The organism is Iodobacter fluviatilis, from assembly GCF_004194535.1.
GTDB lineage: Bacteria > Pseudomonadota > Gammaproteobacteria > Burkholderiales > Chitinibacteraceae > Iodobacter > Iodobacter fluviatilis_A.
In genome coordinates, this window is sequence record NZ_CP025782.1 from 1 (window position 1) to 18577 (window position 18577).

At 40.3% G+C, this 18577-nt stretch carries 22 protein-coding genes; 21 read left to right on the forward strand and 1 reads right to left on the reverse strand.

What is annotated here, in order from left to right; all coding sequences use genetic code 11:
- The first annotated feature begins 42 nt into the window (after positions 1-42).
- From C1H71_RS22085 to C1H71_RS19820, 21 genes are all read left to right on the forward strand, one after another.
- Positions 43-243, forward strand: coding sequence for a VirB3 family type IV secretion system protein (locus C1H71_RS22085; protein WP_374704467.1), 201 nt, complete (start codon positions 43-45; stop codon positions 241-243).
- A gap of 80 nt (positions 244-323) precedes the next feature.
- Positions 324-1073 (forward strand): VirB4 family type IV secretion system protein, encoded by a 750-nt coding sequence (locus C1H71_RS19725; protein WP_130108312.1) that lies wholly within the window; start codon positions 324-326, stop codon positions 1071-1073.
- Between the two features lie 20 nt (positions 1074-1093).
- Positions 1094-1192 (forward strand): hypothetical protein, encoded by a 99-nt coding sequence (locus C1H71_RS22090; protein WP_374704468.1) that lies wholly within the window; start codon positions 1094-1096, stop codon positions 1190-1192.
- Entirely contained in the window at positions 1185-1532 is a 348-nt protein-coding gene (locus C1H71_RS19735) for a VirB4 family type IV secretion/conjugal transfer ATPase (protein ID WP_262488486.1), read from the forward strand. The genes C1H71_RS22090 and C1H71_RS19735 overlap by 8 nt, the downstream gene beginning before the upstream one ends.
- Complete coding sequence (locus C1H71_RS19740) at positions 1519-2787, forward strand: hypothetical protein (RefSeq protein ID WP_130108314.1); 1269 nt, start codon at positions 1519-1521, stop codon at positions 2785-2787. The genes C1H71_RS19735 and C1H71_RS19740 overlap by 14 nt, the downstream gene beginning before the upstream one ends.
- Before the next feature lie 52 nt (positions 2788-2839).
- The gene (gene virB5 / locus C1H71_RS19745; protein ID WP_130108315.1) at positions 2840-3550 is read left to right on the forward strand and encodes a P-type DNA transfer protein VirB5; all 711 of its coding nucleotides are present in this window, start codon (positions 2840-2842) and stop codon (positions 3548-3550) included.
- Between the two features lie 9 nt (positions 3551-3559).
- Entirely contained in the window at positions 3560-4771 is a 1212-nt protein-coding gene (locus C1H71_RS19750) for a type IV secretion system protein (RefSeq protein WP_130108316.1), read from the forward strand.
- Between the two features lie 108 nt (positions 4772-4879).
- Positions 4880-5671, forward strand: a complete 792-nt coding sequence (locus tag C1H71_RS19755; RefSeq protein WP_130108317.1) for a virB8 family protein — start codon at positions 4880-4882, stop codon at positions 5669-5671.
- Positions 5671-6507 carry a P-type conjugative transfer protein VirB9 gene (virB9, locus tag C1H71_RS19760; RefSeq protein WP_130108318.1) on the forward strand — a complete coding sequence of 279 codons (837 nt, stop codon included), beginning with the start codon at positions 5671-5673 and terminating at the stop codon, positions 6505-6507. Before C1H71_RS19755 ends, virB9 begins: the two co-directional genes overlap by 1 nt.
- Before the next feature lie 5 nt (positions 6508-6512).
- Positions 6513-7790, forward strand: a complete 1278-nt coding sequence (virB10, locus tag C1H71_RS19765; RefSeq protein ID WP_130108319.1) for a type IV secretion system protein VirB10 — start codon at positions 6513-6515, stop codon at positions 7788-7790.
- Positions 7780-8940 carry an ATPase, T2SS/T4P/T4SS family gene (locus C1H71_RS19770; protein ID WP_130108320.1) on the forward strand — a complete coding sequence of 387 codons (1161 nt, stop codon included), beginning with the start codon at positions 7780-7782 and terminating at the stop codon, positions 8938-8940. Before virB10 ends, C1H71_RS19770 begins: the two co-directional genes overlap by 11 nt.
- A 15-nt stretch (positions 8941-8955) precedes the next feature.
- Positions 8956-11256, forward strand: coding sequence for a type IV secretory system conjugative DNA transfer family protein (locus C1H71_RS19775; protein ID WP_262488485.1), 2301 nt, complete (start codon positions 8956-8958; stop codon positions 11254-11256).
- Positions 11257-11345: 89 nt separating this feature from the next.
- Positions 11346-12212, forward strand: coding sequence for a KfrB domain-containing protein (locus C1H71_RS19780; protein WP_130108321.1), 867 nt, complete (start codon positions 11346-11348; stop codon positions 12210-12212).
- A 57-nt stretch (positions 12213-12269) separates the two neighbouring features.
- Positions 12270-13850, forward strand: coding sequence for an LPD7 domain-containing protein (locus C1H71_RS19785; RefSeq protein WP_130108322.1), 1581 nt, complete (start codon positions 12270-12272; stop codon positions 13848-13850).
- A gap of 114 nt (positions 13851-13964) precedes the next feature.
- Positions 13965-14594: a hypothetical protein gene (locus C1H71_RS19790; RefSeq protein ID WP_130108323.1), complete on the forward strand. Its 630-nt coding sequence runs from the start codon at positions 13965-13967 to the stop codon at positions 14592-14594.
- Between the two features lie 12 nt (positions 14595-14606).
- On the forward strand, positions 14607-15533 hold the full coding sequence (locus C1H71_RS19795) for a hypothetical protein (protein ID WP_130108324.1): 927 nt from the start codon (positions 14607-14609) through the stop codon (positions 15531-15533).
- Between the two features lie 39 nt (positions 15534-15572).
- A complete protein-coding gene (locus tag C1H71_RS19800) occupies positions 15573-15905 on the forward strand; it encodes a hypothetical protein (protein ID WP_130108325.1) in 333 nt (110 codons plus the stop codon).
- 3 nt (positions 15906-15908) lie between these two features.
- Positions 15909-16562, forward strand: a complete 654-nt coding sequence (locus C1H71_RS19805; RefSeq protein WP_130108326.1) for an OmpA family protein — start codon at positions 15909-15911, stop codon at positions 16560-16562.
- A 101-nt stretch (positions 16563-16663) separates the two neighbouring features.
- Positions 16664-17047, forward strand: a complete 384-nt coding sequence (locus C1H71_RS19810; RefSeq protein WP_130108327.1) for a hypothetical protein — start codon at positions 16664-16666, stop codon at positions 17045-17047.
- Positions 17025-17507 (forward strand): thermonuclease family protein, encoded by a 483-nt coding sequence (locus tag C1H71_RS19815; protein WP_188053771.1) that lies wholly within the window; start codon positions 17025-17027, stop codon positions 17505-17507. Before C1H71_RS19810 ends, C1H71_RS19815 begins: the two co-directional genes overlap by 23 nt.
- A gap of 25 nt (positions 17508-17532) precedes the next feature.
- A complete protein-coding gene (locus tag C1H71_RS19820; RefSeq protein ID WP_130108329.1) occupies positions 17533-17859 on the forward strand; it encodes an H-NS histone family protein in 327 nt (108 codons plus the stop codon).
- Between the two features lie 68 nt (positions 17860-17927).
- Here C1H71_RS19820 and C1H71_RS19825 read toward each other — a convergent pair whose 3' ends face one another.
- Positions 17928-18575: a hypothetical protein gene (locus C1H71_RS19825; RefSeq protein WP_130108330.1), complete on the reverse strand. Its 648-nt coding sequence runs from the start codon at positions 18573-18575 to the stop codon at positions 17928-17930.
- Positions 18576-18577 lie beyond the last annotated feature (2 nt).

Genomic DNA, 18577 nt, shown 5'->3' on the forward strand with positions numbered 1-18577 from the left:
TGGTTTTCGGTGTGCCGCTAGTGCCGTTCTTTATTGTAGTTTGTGGGCTGGTTCTTTTTCTCTGTTTGGTTTTCGTTTTTCTTTATGATTCTTGCGCCAATTGCAGTTTTTGCAATGCGTCTAATTACAGAAAAAGACGATCAATCATTTAGAATTATCGGTGTTAGTTTATTGCTTGGTGTGCGGCAAAAGCATAAAAACTTATTGGGATGGTATGCACTCTTACTCTGCTATCAGCAATAAGCGAATCGAGAAGCGTTAATCAAAGCTAGGGCGGTGCGTTTAGTGCCGCCCTTGATTTTTAATAACGAGGTAAAAACAAGATGAACATGCCTATTGAAAAGCACGTTGCTGCTGCAATGGAAGGTGAAACGCTAGACGATTACATTCCGTTTTCGTCGCATTACAATCACAACACAATTAAAACTAAAGACGAATGTTTTATTCGTCTATATCGTTTAGATGGTATCGCGCATGAATCTGCTGATGCTGTCGATATTCAATCACGGATTGAATCGCTACATACATTTTATAAGTCAATTGGTGCGCCTACTGTCGCCTTGTGGCAATACCAGTTGCGCACAAAGCGCCATGATAAATTGGATGGTGAATTTAAAACTAATTTCACCCGCGACCTTTGCCAAAAATACAATGATAAGATTGGCGAAGAAGAATTGTTTGTAAATGAATTGTATATTGCAATTGTTTACAAGCCTTATCGTGATACTGCATCAAAAATGCGCCTTAAATCATTAAAAGGTAATCGTGAATTATTGATTTCTGAGTTTGAGCAACACATTCAAGCATTAGATGAAATTGGTAACAAATGCCTCCAGTCATTTAAACGCTATGGTATTGAAGAATTAACAACCTATACGCTTGATGAATTTGGCGATAAAGTCGTATTTTCAGAAGGTCTTGAATTCTTCCATTTTCTGCTTACTTTCCAATGGCAACGTGTGCGAGTGCCTAAAAAGCCACTTTATGAGTATTTGAATAATGCTCATGTTCTGGCCGGAACTGAAACAATCCGTGTGAGTACGCGCGACAAACTCGATATGCGCAAGCTTTAGATTTTAAAGAATATCCGTCAATGTCTGAGGCGGGTATTTTGAACATTACAATGTATTTAGCTGCTGAATACATCATGTGCCATTCGTTTACGTTTATGTCGCGTAGTGGCGGTGTTTGAATTTCTCGAAAAAACACAGCGTCAAATGCAAAACTCAGAAGATGGGGCGCAATCGCAAATTGAGCAATTGAACGAAGCTATTGATGATTGTGCATCCGGTGAAATCCTGATGGGCGAATATTATTTTAGTATGCTTGTTCTGGCCGATACACCTGAGATTTGCACAATCAACCGCAATGAGATTGCAGCGGCCATTGAAGAATTAGGTTTTTGTTGTTGCGAAAGTAGATCGCGCAACAATTGCCCCATACCTGGCGCAACTCCCGACAAATTGGAAATATCGCTTACGCAATTGTGTCTTAACAAGCCGCAATTTCGCTGGCCTTATGTCTTTCCATAACTTTGCAAGCGGCAAGCGCGATAAAAACCCTTGGGGTCAGGCTGTTTTATTGACTGAAAGTGCATCAAAAAATGCGGTTTATATTAATTTTCACTCAACAAAAGTTGATGAAGATTCAGAAGATAAAAAGCCTCTGGCTCACACAATGTTAAACGGTGCATCTGGTACGGGTAAAACCGTTCTTTTGAGTACCCTTTATTGCAATTCGCAAAAATATGAACTGAATTCGCCGGATGGTTTCTCTACTGTGGTCTTTGATAAAGATCGCGGTATGGAATTGGTTTGTCGTGCGAATGATGCCGAATATTTCCGCTTCCTTGCTGGTGAACCAACAGGTATTAATCCGTTTCAAGGTCTTGAGCCTACGCCTGCAAATCTTGAGTACCTGAATCGTTTTGTGGCTGGCCTTGTCACTGATGAAGCTAATCCGGTGCTTTTCCCATTGGAAGAACAGCAAATTGATGAAGCTGTGCGGTCTGTTATGGATATGCCTAAACATCTGCGCCGTTTAACTACGCTTTCACAAAATATTACTGAGGGTGGTAGCAAAGAAGATAAACAGCGTTCGCTAGTTCGCCGCCTTGAAAAGTGGCTTTATGGTAATCGTTTTGGTTTTGTTTTCGACAATCCAAAAGATACATTGGATTTTAATATTTCATCAAATATTGCATTTGATGGTACTGAGTTTGTTAATAATAAAAATTATGGCGGTTTGCTTGCCGAACATTTGATTTATCGAATGGAATCAATTATTGATGGTCGCCGTTTCCAGTGCTATATGGATGAATTTTGGCAATTCCTGCAACACCCGCAATTGCAATATTGGGTATTTGACAAATTAAAAACAATTCGTAAGCGCAATGGTGTAATGATTTTTGCAACACAATCGCCAGAAGATTATCTTGATTCTGAAATTGCACCTGCATTGATTCAACAATGCGCAACGCAAATTCTATTGCCGAATCCTCGCGCAAATCGTGACCAGTACGTTAATGGCCTGAAACTAACGTCTGCTGAATATGATCTTGTTTCTCATTTTGGCGAAGATTCACGCCAATTTCTGTATAAACAACAACATTTATCTACTGTTTGCCGTATGAATTACGGGCGTGAATTTGATCGTGAATTATCAATTTTATCTGGCTCGGCTGATTTATTGCCACTAATGGATGAAGCTATTTCTGAACGTGGTAAAAAATCTGATTTGTGGTTGCCTCGTTTTTATGAGTTGCGCAAGCAACATTTTGGCCGCTGATTAGCGGTGTTCAATCTTGGAATTTCCAAGAGTTCATTACCGGAGTAATTAAATGAAAAAATCGCTTATCTCTTTGGTTCTTGTTGCTGCTTTTGCTACTCAACATGCTAATGCAACAGGTATTCCCGTTGTGGACGTTGCTAACCTTGCGCAAACTGTCCAGCAAGTAATTACCGCAGCAGACCAATTAGCACAAATGAAATCGCAGTTAGATCAAATGAAACAGCAATACGATGCTATTTCAGGTATGCGCGGCCTTGGTGATATTTTTAATGACCCTGCTTTGCGTGACGCATTACCTTCTGATTGGCGACAAGTTTATGATGGGGTTAAAAATGGTAAGTATCAGGGTATTTCTGGTACTGCAAAAGCAATTAAAGATGCAAACCGAATTTTCGGTTGTGACCAACAAGGCTTAACAGGCAATCGTTTAGCATTGTGCCAAGAACAAGAAGCGCGTAACGCCCAAAATCGTGACTTAGCGAATCAGGCTTATGATGCGGCATCAAAACGAATTGACCAAATTACGCAACTTGGTAAACAAATCAATACCACATCAGACCCTAAAGCAATTGCCGAATTGCAAGCGCGTATCACTAATGAAATGAACGCGATTCAAAACGAGCAAACCAAGCTGCAATTAATGAAACAAATTGCAGATATTGAAAAAGAAACGTATCGCCAACGTCAGCGTGAAGCGAAAATTCAAGATGGTCGTAAACAGGTTGTTGTTCAATCTGTTCAACCTCTAACAGTTCAATAAGGTTAAATCATGGCCTCTGGTGTCTTTGAATATCTTGGTGTGTCAATTAGTAATTTGACTTCCGCATGGGTAACTACGGCATCCAGCAATGCTGTATCTGCAATTACTCCTGTAGTAATTGCAGGTGCATCACTTTATATTTCTATTTTTGGCTACATGATTATTGCGGGTCGTGTTCAGAACTCTTTTCAAGAGTTTCTGGTTAAATGCGGAAAGTTAATAATTGTTGCTTCAATGGCTATTAATTTAGGAATATATCAGGGGAATATCATTCAAATGGCAACCGGACTTCAAGACGGTTTGCCGCAATTATTCGGTATTACCGCACCTGGCGATACTGTATATACCCTCCTTGATAAAGCGTATTTAGACGGTGTTAATGATGGTGTTCATAAAATGTTTATGAAAGCCGATGAAGCCGATTGGGATGATGTTGGGGGAACAATTGCATATTACATAATGGGTTTTACTATGGCGATTGCGCTGATGGTAGTAACTATTATTTCTGCTTCCTACATTATTATTTCTAAAGTCGCTCTTAGTATTATTTTAGGGGTTGGGCCGATATTTCTTGCTGGTTACGCTTTTCCTCCGACTCAAAAGTTTGGCGATCAGTGGGTAAGTGCTGTAATGAATTATGTTGTAACTGCATTTGTCGCTGCTGCTGTAGCTTCGTTGTGCATGACCATATTTGTTAAATACGCGGGTCAAATCACGTTTGATGCTGATGCAACAATGATTCAAATTTTTTATAACATTCTTTCCATTCTTATCGTTTCTGTTGTTCTTGGCCTATTGGCGCTACAAGCGCCAAGTATTGCATCATCATTAGCGGGTGGCCTTGGCTTATCTTCGTTTAATCCTATTTCAATGGCATCTAATGCCGTAAATAGTGTTATGCGTGGCGGTTCAAAAGTATCAAATGCGGTTCAGCGCGGTGCGGCCAATTCAACAAGGGCAGTTAATTACGCTAAAAATCCTGCATATCGCCAAGCGGTTAATTCAAGAGCCGCTAGAAGTCTCGGTTTTTATAATCGTGGCAAATCGGCTGGTGACGGAAAAGTAAAACGCAATGATTCAGGCTCTAATGCAAATAAAGCGCAACCAAGCCAAAGTCAAACAGCCAGTGCATACCGTCCAGCAGCAGCAAAAAATACTGCGGCAATGAATTACCGTCCTCCATCAAGATCAGCCGCAAGTGGTGAAAAAAAGGCTGCTTAATCCGGTTGCACTAATCAGACAAAGAATTGAAATATAGACATTCATTAAACCCAAGATTACCAAAATAGTGTAAATTGGTAATGTTAAAACTCTCAAAGAGGGAAAAGCATGTTTAGTAAAAAACGAGTCAGAGAACAAGAAAAAACAACTCAAAAACAAACTGCAAAAGATAAAGACGCTTTCAGTGATGCGCAAGGATGGGAAGTTAGCATTATTGGTGAAGCTGAAAAATCAAAAATCTTTGCCCAACGAATGGCGGCAAGTTTTGGTGTAATTGCAGCCTTATCTGTTACCGCTCTTTGTTTGCTTACTCCTTTAAAAGAGGTTGTTCCTTACGTTATTCGCGTAGATAGCTCTACGGGTATTCCTGATATTGTCACAACAATTAAAAACAAATCCGTTCCTCAAGATGAAGTAATGGATAAGTATTTTTTGGCTAAATATATTCAACATCGCTATTCCTATGATTGGAATACGATTCAGCTTGATTATGATACAACTTTGCTTTTAAGCGCCCAACAGCCTGCGGCTGAGTATTTAAAAGAATTTGAAGGTGAAAATGCGCGTGATAAACGCTATGGCAAGCGTCAGCGCGTCTTAACAAACATTATTTCTGTAGTACCAGACCCAAGCAAAGGAATTGCCACAATTCGTTTTACTGAAACGGTGCAATCTATTGATTCAACGGATAAGAAAGGCGAAACAAAGCAATGGATTGCTACTGTTAGCTATGAGTATTCGGGCGCTAATGGTATGAGTGAAAAAGATCGTTTAATTAATCCATTCGGTTTCCATGTGTTATCTATGCGCCGTGACCCTGAATTGGTACAAATCGCGCCTGCTCCGGTTGTTCCTGCGCCTGCTCCAGCAGCAGAAGCACAACAAGAGGTTGCTCAATAATGAAAAATGGAATTAAAAATATCGTTATTGCAATGTTAATTGCGGGGGTCATAACCCCTGCAATTCATGCTGCCGAAGTGCCTGTACCTTCAATGCGTGATGCGCGTACAAAACTAGTTCAATACAACGCTGATGAAGTCTATACGGTAAATACATATCCTGGCATCGCCACACGCATTATTTTGGGTGAAGGCGAAACGGTTACTGATATTGCAACTGGTTTTTCTACTGCATGGGAAATTGCAGATCGCGGCAATGTGATTTATGTGAAGCCTAAGCAAGAAAAGGCCGATACAAACATGCTTGTAGTGACAAATAAGCGTGAATATCAATTTGACTTGATTATGCCAAATAATCCAAGCAAAACCGCGACGGTATTTCTAAACAATAGAAATATTGCTTATACAATTCGATTCTCATATCCCGAAGATGTAAAAGTATTATCAGAAGAAGCATTGAAGCAAGCAACGCTAAAAGAAAAATTAGCTGCTCAACCAATTCCCAAGAATTGGAAGTATTCAATGATGGTTGCTGAAAATTCATCAGATATTAAACCATCAGAAGCTTTTGATGATGGTCGATTTACATATATCAAATTCGCCGCTGGTCGCTCATGGCCTGCAATTTTCCAAGTGCAAGACGACAAAACAGAAAAAATTGTTAATAGCAACTCCGAAGGCGAATACATGGTAATTCACAAAATTGGCCGTGAATTCGTTTTACGTCAGGGTAAACAAGTCGTTGGTCTTTATAACGATGCTTATAACCCTGATGGTGTGCCAACAGCAACGGGCGTTACTGTTGATGGTGTTGAACGTAAAGTTATCGCGGAATAAAAAAAATGGAAAATACAGCTATCAAAAACATGGAAGGCGAAGCAGAAATTCCATCGCTCAACAAAAAGAAAAATCAAGGTGAATCAAACCGTAAATTTATGGGCGTTATTTTCGCAGTGGTCGTTTTAGTTATTGGTATTATTGTCACTGTAAAACTTGTGCGCGATTACAAAGCTAAAAAGCACAATGAAGAAGAACAGGCCGCGCTTGCGGCCAAAAAACCCCAAGCGGTTTCCAATATTGGAAAGCGGGATTTTCTTAAACAGCCTCCAAAAGAAGCTCCAGTTGCACCGCCCAAATTACCTGAGTCGTCCGGCCTTGCCGGAACACCTGCTGTACCTGCGACTTCTGCCAGCGCCCCCCCTGTAGTTGCTGCGGGTGCGCCTGTAGTGCCTGCCGTTGGTAATGCTGCTGGCGGTGGCTCTCAACCGATTATGGTAAATGGTTATCCTGCGCACTCTGGCGGTTCAACTGCTGCCGCCTCTGGTGGTCAGGTCGATGCTAACGGCAAGCCTTTACCAGACCCTAACCTTGTTCGTGCATCTGCAAAATTCTCTGCGCCACTTATGGCTGGAGAAAAGAAAACGCAAGCTGCTGCTAATGCGCCACAAGTACGCGGTGAGGGTGATTTAGCACAACCTGCCGATTCATCTAACACCCTTGCAAAACAATTGCAAAGCACTGTGATGCCATATCGCACTGCTGGCAATCTTCCAAATCGCAGTTTTTTACTTACTAAAGGCTCATTCATTAATTGCAATTTGCAAACAAAGCTAGATTCAACCGTTGATGGTATGACAGCTTGCAAAGTGAGCGAAAATATTTATTCAACAAACGGCAAGGTATTACTGATTGAACGTGGTTCATCCGTAACTGGTGAATACCGTAGTTCATTAAAACGCGGCTCTGCGCGTATGTTTGTTTTGTGGAATCGAATTGAAACTAAGAATGGCGTGATTATCAATTTGGATTCTCCGGCTACTGGCGATTTAGGCCAAGGCGGTATTGATGGTTATGTAGATACAAAGTTTTGGGATAGATTCGGCGCGGCCATGTTGTTGTCATTGTTTGAAGATGGTTTTGCAGCTTTAGCGCAAAAAACATCAAGCAACACAATTACCCTTGAAAATACCCAAGATGGGGCTAAATCAATGGCCGAAGAAGCTTTGAAAGCAAATATTAATATTCCACCTGTCCTAATTAAAAACCAAGGCGAAACTGTAGGTATTTATGTTGCGCGTGATTTGGACTTTTCAGGGGTTTATAAATTAAATGTCAAATAATCAAGATGCGGAACATATTGAAAAGGGCGCGTCAGTCGATCACTGGATGCTGCCTTTAAAAGACTTTATGGCAGACCCTAGCATTACTGAGATTTGCGTAAACCGTCCACAAGAGGTTTACGTTGAATCAAACGGTAAATGGATTCAACACACTGTTACGGCTTTATCATTTAAGCATTGCAGATCGTTGGCTACTGCGGTAGCCCGATATGCAAATAATGATATTAATGAACTTGTGCCGATTCTATCCGCAAAAATGCCCCACGGTGAGCGTATTCAGGTTGTTATGCCTCCGGCCTGCGAAGATGGGACAATCTCTATTACGATTCGCAAGCCAAGCTTTACATTAAAATCACTTGATGAATACGAAGGGGCGGGATATTTCAAGCATGTTCCTGAATTGTCCGGTTTTAAATTTCCTGTAGAAGAAACCGCGCCTGAAATTACCGTTGAAACGCATTTGCCTGATTCAGAGCATTTGCGAGACTTGCCGCCGCCTTTGCCGAAAAGTGCTATTCCTTCACATTGGAATAATTACGATCAAGAATTAATGGTATTAGCTCAAAAAGGCGAATGGCGTAAATTCCTTGAATTGGCTGTGAAGTATGAAAAAGTAATTGTAATTGCTGGTGGTACTGGTTCTGGTAAAACCACATTTATGAAATCATTAATGCAAGTGATACCAGAGCAACAACGCTTAATTTCGATTGAAGATGTGCCGGAATTGTTTATGCCTAATCATCCTAATCATGTTCATCTTTATTATCCTTCTTCTTCTGGCAAGAATGAATCAACTGTAACCGCTCAAGGTCTTTTGAAATCATGCCTGCGTATGAAACCAGATCGTATTTTATTGGCTGAATTACGCGGCGATGAAACTTTTGATTTTATCAACGTGGCCTTATCCGGCCATAGTGGAAGTATTACAAGCTGCCATGCGGGTAATTCTGCGGGTACTTTTGAACGCCTTGCAATGATGTGCATGCAGCATCAATCAGTTGCGGGATTGCCTTATTCTGTAGTTAAAAACCTGCTTTATATGGCCGTTGATATTGTTGTATGTGTTGATAATGATAAATATCGCGGCAAGGGTCGCCACATTACAGAAATTTGGTTTAATCCTGAAATGAAAAACGGCTCTGCTCATTAATTAAGGAGACATGCAATGCAAAATCAGCCGCCAATTTGGGCTAAAGCAATATTTGTTATTATTGTTTTAATTTTACTAACGCTAGGTGCGGTTTATTTGTCTGGTGTTATCTTTATGCTCATGCTTAAAATGAGTCCTAAAGATGCCAACTTAGAAACCATTTACCAGTATTGGTATTATTATCGTGACCATGCAATATACGGTAAAAAAATTAAAATAGCATTAATTGGCGGCTTTGCTGTTTGCTATGGTGTGCCTTTAATGGCGTGGCTTGGTTCTTCCAAGAAGCAACGCTCTTTACATGGTGAAGCGCGTTTTGCCACTGACTTAGAAATTAAAAAATCTGGCTTATTGGGCGAAGATGGGGTTGTTGTTGGCAAGTACAAAGATCAATACTTAATGTTCCCTGGTCAGCAATTCGTTTTGCTGGCCGCGCCGACTCGATCAGGTAAAGGTGTTGGTATTGTAATACCGAATTGCTTAACCTATTCGCAAAGTCTAGTTGTAATGGATATTAAGCAGGAAAATTACAAATTAACATCCGGTTTCCGCGCTAAGTACGGCCATGAAGTTCATTTATTCAATCCATTTGCAGAAGATGCGCGTACCAGCCGCTTTAATCCACTTGAATATATTTCAACAAATCCGCATTTTACAGTGGGTGATATTTTAAGTATTGGTTATGCCTTATATCCTCAAGATGCTAAAGACGCTTTTTGGAACGATCAAGCCCGTAATCTCTTTTTGGGGCTTACTCTTTATTTGGTTGAAACACCATCATTACCAAGAACGCTTGGCGAAGTCCTCCGGCAATCAAGCGGGAAGGGCAAGCCGATTAAAGAATACATTACAGAAATTATTAATACGCGCATTGAATCCGGCAATCCATTATCGAACAATTGCTTAGATGCGCTAAACCGATTTATTAGCAATTCAGACAATACCCTTGCTTCTATCTTGGCAAGCTTTAATGCGCCTTTGGTCAATTTTGCAAACCCTATTGTTGATGCTGCCACTAGCGCAAATGATTTTGATTTGCGTGAATTGCGCCGTAAAAAGATTACAATTTATATTGGCATCACGCCTGATAAATTGGCTGAGTCAGCCTTATTGATTAATCTTTTATTCTCGCAACTGGTGAATCTAAATACAAAAACATTGCCAGAACAAGACCCAAGCCTTAAATACCAATGTCTTTTACTCATGGATGAATTTACATCAATTGGTAAAGTTGGAATTATCGCAAAATCTGTTAGCTATATGGCGGGTTACAATTTACGCCTTATGCCTATTATTCAATCCCTATCACAGCTTGAATCAGTTTATGGCAAGGAAGATGCAAAAACATTTGTAACCAATCATGCAATGCAAATCATTTATTCGCCACGCGAAAATAATGATGCAAAAGAATATTCTGAAATGCTTGGTTATGACACTGTAAAATCAAAGTCTGTTGGCCGTTCTCGCGGTACAAGCTCTAATAGCTCTAATAGTGGCTCGTCTGAAAATGTATCAGATCAAAGACGCGCATTAATGTTGCCGCAAGAATTAAAAGAGCTTGGCTTTGAACGTGAAATTATCATTCTTGAAAATGTGAAGCCGATTATTTGCGGCAAAATCATATATCACAAAGATGATAACTTTACAGTTCGTTTACTGCCAGCAGCAGAGCCTAAAACTCTTGATGTTGATACACATATTGCCAAGGTAGAAAAACGAATTCGTATCGCAACCGTAGAAGATTTATCTGCTATTGAAAGCGCCGCAATTCTTGGTGTCGATATTTCTGCATTGAAAATGCAGAATGAAGAAAACCCAAGCGAAGAAGATGTTGCACAATACGTTGATGATTTTTTTGCTCAAATGACCGAATCGGCTGAAATGGCGGGTGCTGATGTTGAAGATTATATTTCCGCGCCTCTCGATGAATCAGAAATTGTATATGATGAAGATCACGAACATATTGATTTTGATGAAGCTGATTCAACTGAGAATCAAGCTGCATCATTTGATGAAACCCAAGCCGCATTTGCTGCAATCACTCAGTTTGAATCATCGCCAGCAATCAATTCATTGATCGCTGATGCAATTCTTGTTGATACCGATACGGGTGAAATATTCAATCACGATACAAAAAATGATTCTGCCGAAAATGAAGTTCTTGGAATTTCCAAGAATTCCGTAAATAACTATGCCGTTGCTGATGATGAAGTAAATAGCGCAATTAATGGTTTATTTGGTGGAATGGGATTGGATAGCAATACAACATATAGTATTGATGGAATTGACGAAAAACATTCAACAGTAGATAATTAAACATAAATAGCATTATGATTTACCTTTGAATTATTCAAAGGACAAGGGCGAGAAATCGCATTTTATGACGTAGTAAAAGAGGCTATTAAATGACACAAGAAAGAACCATCCCAGCTAATGGCAATGCGCCTAAATCTGTAGAACCTGGCAAGGTAAATTTTTCAAAAGAAGAAATACCGCCAGAAATTAAAGCGTTTATCAATTCATCGCAATCATCATTGCAAGCAAATGCCAATATCGTACCAAGCCGACAAAATGCCGGATATAAAGGCGATATTGTTTTGGCTACTGATAAATATCTTGTTCAAGCTGTTGGCAAAGAAAATAAAACTGCTGTTGTTCATAAGCGTGAAGATGTTGAATTTGTTTCACAGAATCATAAATTCCGCGCCGAAAATGGTAAACGCCTCGATGGTTTGAGCGTTCAAATTCATTACCCTGCTGATACTAGCAAGGCCAAGGCTTATCCGTACTCTGCTGATAAGTCGCCCCAAGAAAAGCAAGAATCATCGCCAGCAAAGCAACCAGAAGCAAAAGTTGATGCTTATCTTGTCCGTTCAGATAAAACAGAAGCTTGGACTAATGGTGTTGAACAGGCTGTAAAAGAATTTCGTTCGCTCAAGCCCACTGATACCCCGTTTATTTCGCAAAACAATAAAATTGTTTTGTCAAAAGACCCTGAATCTGGCGGTGCTTTGCTTGTTTCAGATAAAAAGCTTGAAGCTGAATTGAATAAGCAAAGTGATAAGGCCATTGCAGAACAAACAGAAAAAGCTGTTCAGTATGCAAAAGGTAATATCTCAAATGCAAATAGCCGCAATACATTTATTAAAAATGTTGAAGCTATGGCTGTATCGCAAGAATCAAGCTATCGAACTACTGCATATCAGCCAACAAAAGAAGTTGCTAATACCCCAAAACAAGAACCTGCTAAAAATAACGAATTAGAGCGTTAATAGCGAAAGGGTAGGGCGCAAAGCCTTACCCAATTTACATTACTAAGGATTGTTACGATGAATACGGAAAATGTAGAAACTCCGGTAGCTCCAAAGAAAAGTAAAGCTATTGAAGCTGAATTCAGGGTTAAAGATGAAGCAAATGATTTGGTGTATCTGAAAAAGTCATTACCTGATGCAATTGAAGTGGCTGATAAGATAGGCGTAACTCATTTTCAAAGTTACAGCCCAACATCGCGCAAAATTGCTGATTATGAAAAATCAGAAATTGGCTGGTCACGCAATGGCAAATCATTTGATATGCCTGTGGCCGAAAAAACAGAAGCTAGTGAACCAAAGCCCGAATCAAACAAAGATCAGACTAAAGCGCAAGGCGCTGAAATCATTACTCTTGACGATCGGACTCGCAACCTTCTTTCTCAGGCCAGAAAGCTAGATTCGTTTAAAGCGGGTGGTTCACCTTCCGAAGTGGTGCGTACTGATTTTGAAGCTGATTCATCCGATGGTTTAACGCCAGCAGCAAGGCGCATGCTGGCTGAGAATCGCGCTTTAGATGCTGTACGCGCTAAATTGGCTCTTGGTGATCGTGGTGACGCTGAACTGGCCTCAGAATCGAAAGAAAAGGGTGTTGATGTTCGATTGCTGCCCGAACAAGTCCACGCCAAAAAACACGTTGATGAAAAATTTTATGTAGTCGCGGGTAAATATCATCATCGCGCTACGCCTGACAAAGTGGCATTTGAGCATGACAAAAACGCACTAGGTAGCGAACGGCTCAAAACGCAAAATGCAACAATTGAAGTAGCTAAAGATATGGCCGCTGTTGCTAAGGCCGAAGGCTGGAAGTCATTAACGGTAACAGGCAATGAAGAATTTAAGCGCCAAGTTTGGCTTGATGCTCAATCATCCGGCATTGAAGTTAAGGGCTATCGCCCAACAGATTTAGATCGGCTTTTGCTTGAAGAAAAAATTAAGGCCAAAGAAAAAGACCCATTGAATAACAAGCAATACGGCGAAGTGCAGAAATTAGAATCTGCAAAGGAAAAAGTACCTGGTCAAGACCAACAACAAAACGCCTCTAATGTTGTTGATTTTAAGAAGAAAGATCAAAGCCATGAAGGTAATGTTGTTGATTACGGCCATGCGCCATATAAGTTTGAAAAAGATGAAAAACCATCATTTTATGTAACCCTTAAAACCACTGCGGGTACAAAAACCATTTGGGGAAAAGACCTTGAAAATGGGATTAAGAAAAGCAATGTGCAAAAGGGCGACAATGTAACGCTTACAAAATTGGGTGATATGTCCGTAACCGTAACAGCTAAGGAAAAAGATGATATGGGTAAAAAAACTGGTCGTGAAGTGCCTGTAAATACGCACCGCAATGAATGGGAAGTAAAACAAAACACCAAGCGGGATAGTTTACTAAAAGGTGCTGAATTAATTGTAGCTGCAACAATTGCCAGCCCAATTGCGCAACAAGCCGCATTTAAAGCAATTGCCGAACGGTCACAACAACAAATTAATAATGGCAAAGGTTTACCCGATGTTGCTGTATATGATGCCAAAGCTAAATCTGTTGAACAGCCTTCGCAAATTCAGACTAAATCGAAAGATTCAGAACGGCAACGTGGCTAAGATCACACATTACTATGAGGAATCATTAAATGACTTGAAAAAAAGCAGACAATTGACGAAAAATAATTTGCTTTATGTGTGTAACCGGATACAATTAAGGCATGAAGGTTGGTAATGACTGATATTTCAAGAATGACTAAGAGCCGAAGAAACAACCAGAAAAAAGGTGGTTTACGGCTTGAGGCAAACATAAACCAGACTTCAGCTAATGCCTTTCAAATCATATTAGATTTGTTTAAAGGCCGTAAAAACAAAAAGCAAATTATTGAAATGTCCATCGCTCAATATGCGGTGAATCTAATAAGGAATCGCACCATGCTTGAAAAGTCTGATTATGTTTCGTTCCCGCCAAACGCTCTCATTGAAATTGATGATTTCTTTGGTAATTTCCGTAAAGTTGTTGTTGTCGATTTAACTGGCGAATCTTATGTTGAATTGTCGGAAGATCCGCAAATTGCATGGCCTATTCATGCTTTAGCCAATCCTATTGCGATTGGCGACACAAACGAATGGATTGCAAACTTGCTCCAAACTGAGCCTGAAAGTGCTTCAAAATTTAACGACTTATACGGTGAGTTATTAAAGCTTGAAGATAGCCCATTTGTTATTTACCGCGCTGCTCATTTTGCATATAAGAACAAGAATTTTGATATTCACACTGCGCTAAATGAAGGCAAAAACCAAACAGATTTGGTAATTCAATCTCGACGCATTATTCAAGAGATTGAAGATAGCCAGCACTAAAAAGGGCTTTATATGGATGATAAATTACTAGCAATACGGTTTGCACAACAGCAATACCGCGTGAAGGAATTATCTGAACCAACTACGCCTTCAAAAATTAGCGCAGTCAATCAAGTTGCATTAATGAATGCGATTGTTCAAGTTGCTAAAGAGCATCAATTGAAGCCTTCCGACTTGGCGCAACGCCTTCAAGAACCTGGGCGCGGCCAAGCTGCCAGTGAATTGATTGCAAGGGGTAAGGCCGGATTAGAACAAGCTTATGGACAGTCCTATCAATCTGTTCAGGCTCAAATTGAGCCTAGAACACAAAAGCTTGATGTTCGTAGCGTTGGTATGTCTGACGACATGCGAAAAATGATTGAGCAAGGCAAGCAATTAAAAAACACGATTGTCATTGAAAGCTATATGAATCGTGGCCGTGTTGATTATGCAATTCAAGGCTCAAGACAAGATGCGCTAGTTTCTGTAAACGGCAAATCTGACGAAGCCAAAGAAAAGCTTGTTCAACACATGCTTAAAATTAATGCTGCTATTGACCACGGCGTAAAAACCGGAACAATCCCCAAAGAAGATGCAAAGTTTCTAGGTGAGCGTTTTAATAAAGAAATTTACAGTAATAGCAATCCAGAAAAGAATAACCCTGAGTACAATAAATTTCACGATGCAACAGTTAGAAATGTCCAGTTTGAAGTAAATAAGGCAGTGCAAGGCCGTGAACAGAAAATGGAAAAGGCCATTGATTTTGCTTATAACAATCCGGCGTTTCAAAAGGTGATTGAACAAGCTGTTAATCAAGCCCCGCAACAAGTTCAAGGCCGTGTTAAAGAAATTATTGAAGCAAAGGCTGCTGAACGTGCGAACGAACAAAACGCACAAAAAGCGCCCCAAACTCAAGCCAAAGTTGAACCTGCCAAAACAAAAGGCGACATAGAACGATAAACTTGGAATTTCCAAGATTATCTGAAAAGGTAGAAACCAATGATTAAACCTATTATTAAAATGCTTGTTTTGGCCTCATTGATCGCTGGTTTATCAGCATGCAATGATGAAAAATCAAATCAAGAAACTGCTGAAAAAGTAAAAGAAGTTGCCAAGGAAATTATTAAAGATGATTTCCCCGTTTCTGATATTGAAGTAGAAAAAATGCCGAATAGCCAATTGCGCAAATATCGGCAACAAGTTTATGAGTACCAAAAGAAATACGCTAATGATTCAGCCAAGCAACAACGTGCGCAAGAAATGTTAGACCGTATTAAAGCGATTGGCGCAAATAAAACCATTGAAACAACCGAAGTAAAACCTGCGAGTTAAAAAATGAAGAAAATTCTGATTCCTAGTTTAATGGCATCTGCGATTGCATCTGTAATGCTCTCTGGCTGCATGACTCCACCGCCAGCGCCAACAGTGGACGGTACAAAGCGTGAAACTGTAAACGCTCCTGAAAGTGTTGAATCGCTTGCTATGCGTTCCCAATTGGCAGAAGCAAAACAACGCTTGCGCCTGCTAGAAACCGAAGTCAAAGACCTTAAACAGTCTTATGAGGCTAGTGTTGTCGCGTATCAAGAAGCAAAAGAGGCCAGCGGTACGCAAGCCGTTAAACCTGTGAATCAGAAAGCAAAAACGGTTTATGTATCTCCTACGCCCCAAAAATTATTTGTAGTGAATTACCCGTTTAATCGTACTGAATTCCGGCCAAACCGTGAATTGCACAATAACTTGATTCCTTCTGCGCTTGAATCTGACAAAGTAGAAATTCGCGGGTTTACCGATAGCCCTAAGCATGACCCCGCAAACCAGAAAGTAGCGATGTTACGCGCCAATGGTGCAAAAGCATTTTTGGTAAGCAAGGGCGTACCATCGGAAAAGATCACGATTTCTTTCCAATCCCACGGTTCATTTATTGCTGACTCAACAACAGTTGAAGGCCGCGCACAGAATCGCCGTGTCGAAATTGAAGTAATGGATTGATAAGGGCTGCGCCTTGCGCTACGCCCCGCATGGTTTAGCAGGGTGGCAAATGCCACTTTGCGCCTTGCGCAAATAATTCAACAGCCTTTGAGGTGCTTAAAATGCCTGATAAAGCGTGGTCTTTGGTTTTTGCTTTTATGTCTGGTTTGAGCAAAGATCGCCCCCATGAAATTACTAAAGACAAGCTCGATGCACTTGAAAAAATTGCTTTGGTAATCCGTCTTTATCATGGCGAAAATGGCGCTCATGGCGTTCATATTTATGAAGCAAACATGAAAGCGGCGGCAATGGGTAAGCCTACCGTAGCCCCAGGCTACGAGTATCAGCTTGCCCCATTTGCAAAATACATTGAAGCCGCATGCTGGATAATCAACCCTGATTTTATTCAATTACCAGACCGACAAAATGATGAATCCGAACCAGATCAGAAATATTCTTATATCCGGCCTGCTCACAGTGGCAGTGAGCAATTTAGCCGGCTGTGATGCACCAAAGCCGCCATTGCTCGGCACTGAGTCAAACGCGCCAGATACTCTATCTGGCGTTGTTCGTGGTGTAATGGATGGTGATACCGTTAAAATATCTGACGGTACAAAAGAGGTAAAATGTCGGTTGGCTCAAATTGATGCCCCTGAAAAGAATCAACAAGGGGGTAAAGCATCAAAGAAAGCACTTTCTGATTTGATTTTTGGTAAAACGGTTTCGTATATTGTTGTCGATACAGATCAATATAAGCGAAGTGTTTGTAAGATTTTCTCGCAAGGCGAGGATATTAACGCTGCTCAATTAAAATCCGGTAATGCGTGGGTTTACACTGCGTTTAATAAAGACCCCAACTATGTAGACCTGCAAAACCAAGCAAGACAAGCAAGGCTTGGCTTATGGTCAGATCAGAACCCAATTCCTCCTTGGGAATATCGTAAAAGTAATAAAAAATCTCGTTAGCACTTAACATTAAGGAATCAAAGCAATGGCTTCATTAGATATTAGCAATCTGTCATACCTTGAATTGGTTGATCTACAAAAACAAGTAGCTCATGCAATTAATGAAAAACAAGTTTCAGAACGTGCCGCCTTGATCGCTGATTTCCAGCAAAAGGCTGCGGCCAATGGTTTTACGCTGGCTGAACTTTTACCACAATTGACTTCAAAACGCCCTTATGCAAAATCTGCATCTACCGCCCTTTATGCTAACCCTGCCGACAAGACCCAAACCTGGGCGGGTCGTGGTCGTAAACCAACGTGGCTAGTTGAAGCTCTTGCTGCTGGCCGGACAGTGGAAGATTTCAAGATTTGATTTTTAGCGCCCAATTAAAAAGCCCTTGCATACTTGCAGGGGCTTTTTAATTTGAACCTGATGATAAATCAGGTAGCTTTACGATAACCATCAAAAAATACATCTGTAATTGAATTTTCATCCCAAGAATAAAACATCTCAGCAAGTGAAGTTATAATTCCTTGCAACTCGATTTCAATACTGCAATCATTTTTTGCTAAATCTAAAAAATCTTTAAAAACAGATTTTGGCATCCATCCTGTCAATAAAGCTTCCCCCTTTATAGTCTGTGAAATACACTGTAAGTCTTTATCGTAGTGGCTGCGATACTCACAATTTAATAGATATGCCAATAAAGTATTAGTTTGTTCTGGCGTTAATGTTTTAATTGGCGTTACTAGCTCAAAATTACCTTTTTTCAGGCAGTAACCAGAAAAGCTCATTGGCTTATCAAGAGAGATATTTTCAATTGAACTTATGATTTCCTTATTATCCAAATAATACTTTGTTCTTAGTGAATTGTTTGCGTAATATGCTGAATTTAATTCAATCAGAAAATCTTTGTTTGCTTGCAGGCTTTCCATAAGACTTTCTGTTGTTGGTGTTTTTGGCATTGCTTGAACATCTGCAATCATTCTATCTAGCTCTTCAATCTGGCTTTTAACGCCTGATTTTTCACCGCTTAAAATGTCGCCAATTTGCCGCCACCGTTTCATAATTACCAATAGACCTACCATTG

Coding starts and splice junctions, on each gene's coding strand:
- C1H71_RS19725 (WP_130108312.1), top strand. CDS start 324: ATGAACATGCCTATTGAAAAGCACGTTGCTGCTGCAATGGAAGGTGAA.
- C1H71_RS22090 (WP_374704468.1), top strand. CDS start 1,094: ATGTCTGAGGCGGGTATTTTGAACATTACAATGTATTTAGCTGCTGAA.
- C1H71_RS19740 (WP_130108314.1), top strand. CDS start 1,519: ATGTCTTTCCATAACTTTGCAAGCGGCAAGCGCGATAAAAACCCTTGG.
- virB5 (WP_130108315.1), top strand. CDS start 2,840: ATGAAAAAATCGCTTATCTCTTTGGTTCTTGTTGCTGCTTTTGCTACT.
- C1H71_RS19750 (WP_130108316.1), top strand. CDS start 3,560: ATGGCCTCTGGTGTCTTTGAATATCTTGGTGTGTCAATTAGTAATTTG.
- C1H71_RS19755 (WP_130108317.1), top strand. CDS start 4,880: ATGTTTAGTAAAAAACGAGTCAGAGAACAAGAAAAAACAACTCAAAAA.
- virB9 (WP_130108318.1), top strand. CDS start 5,671: ATGAAAAATGGAATTAAAAATATCGTTATTGCAATGTTAATTGCGGGG.
- virB10 (WP_130108319.1), top strand. CDS start 6,513: ATGGAAAATACAGCTATCAAAAACATGGAAGGCGAAGCAGAAATTCCA.
- C1H71_RS19770 (WP_130108320.1), top strand. CDS start 7,780: ATGTCAAATAATCAAGATGCGGAACATATTGAAAAGGGCGCGTCAGTC.
- C1H71_RS19775 (WP_262488485.1), top strand. CDS start 8,956: ATGCAAAATCAGCCGCCAATTTGGGCTAAAGCAATATTTGTTATTATT.
- C1H71_RS19780 (WP_130108321.1), top strand. CDS start 11,346: ATGACACAAGAAAGAACCATCCCAGCTAATGGCAATGCGCCTAAATCT.
- C1H71_RS19785 (WP_130108322.1), top strand. CDS start 12,270: ATGAATACGGAAAATGTAGAAACTCCGGTAGCTCCAAAGAAAAGTAAA.
- C1H71_RS19790 (WP_130108323.1), top strand. CDS start 13,965: ATGACTGATATTTCAAGAATGACTAAGAGCCGAAGAAACAACCAGAAA.
- C1H71_RS19795 (WP_130108324.1), top strand. CDS start 14,607: ATGGATGATAAATTACTAGCAATACGGTTTGCACAACAGCAATACCGC.
- C1H71_RS19800 (WP_130108325.1), top strand. CDS start 15,573: ATGATTAAACCTATTATTAAAATGCTTGTTTTGGCCTCATTGATCGCT.
- C1H71_RS19805 (WP_130108326.1), top strand. CDS start 15,909: ATGAAGAAAATTCTGATTCCTAGTTTAATGGCATCTGCGATTGCATCT.
- C1H71_RS19810 (WP_130108327.1), top strand. CDS start 16,664: ATGCCTGATAAAGCGTGGTCTTTGGTTTTTGCTTTTATGTCTGGTTTG.
- C1H71_RS19820 (WP_130108329.1), top strand. CDS start 17,533: ATGGCTTCATTAGATATTAGCAATCTGTCATACCTTGAATTGGTTGAT.
- C1H71_RS19825 (WP_130108330.1), bottom strand. CDS start 18,575: ATGGTAGGTCTATTGGTAATTATGAAACGGTGGCGGCAAATTGGCGAC.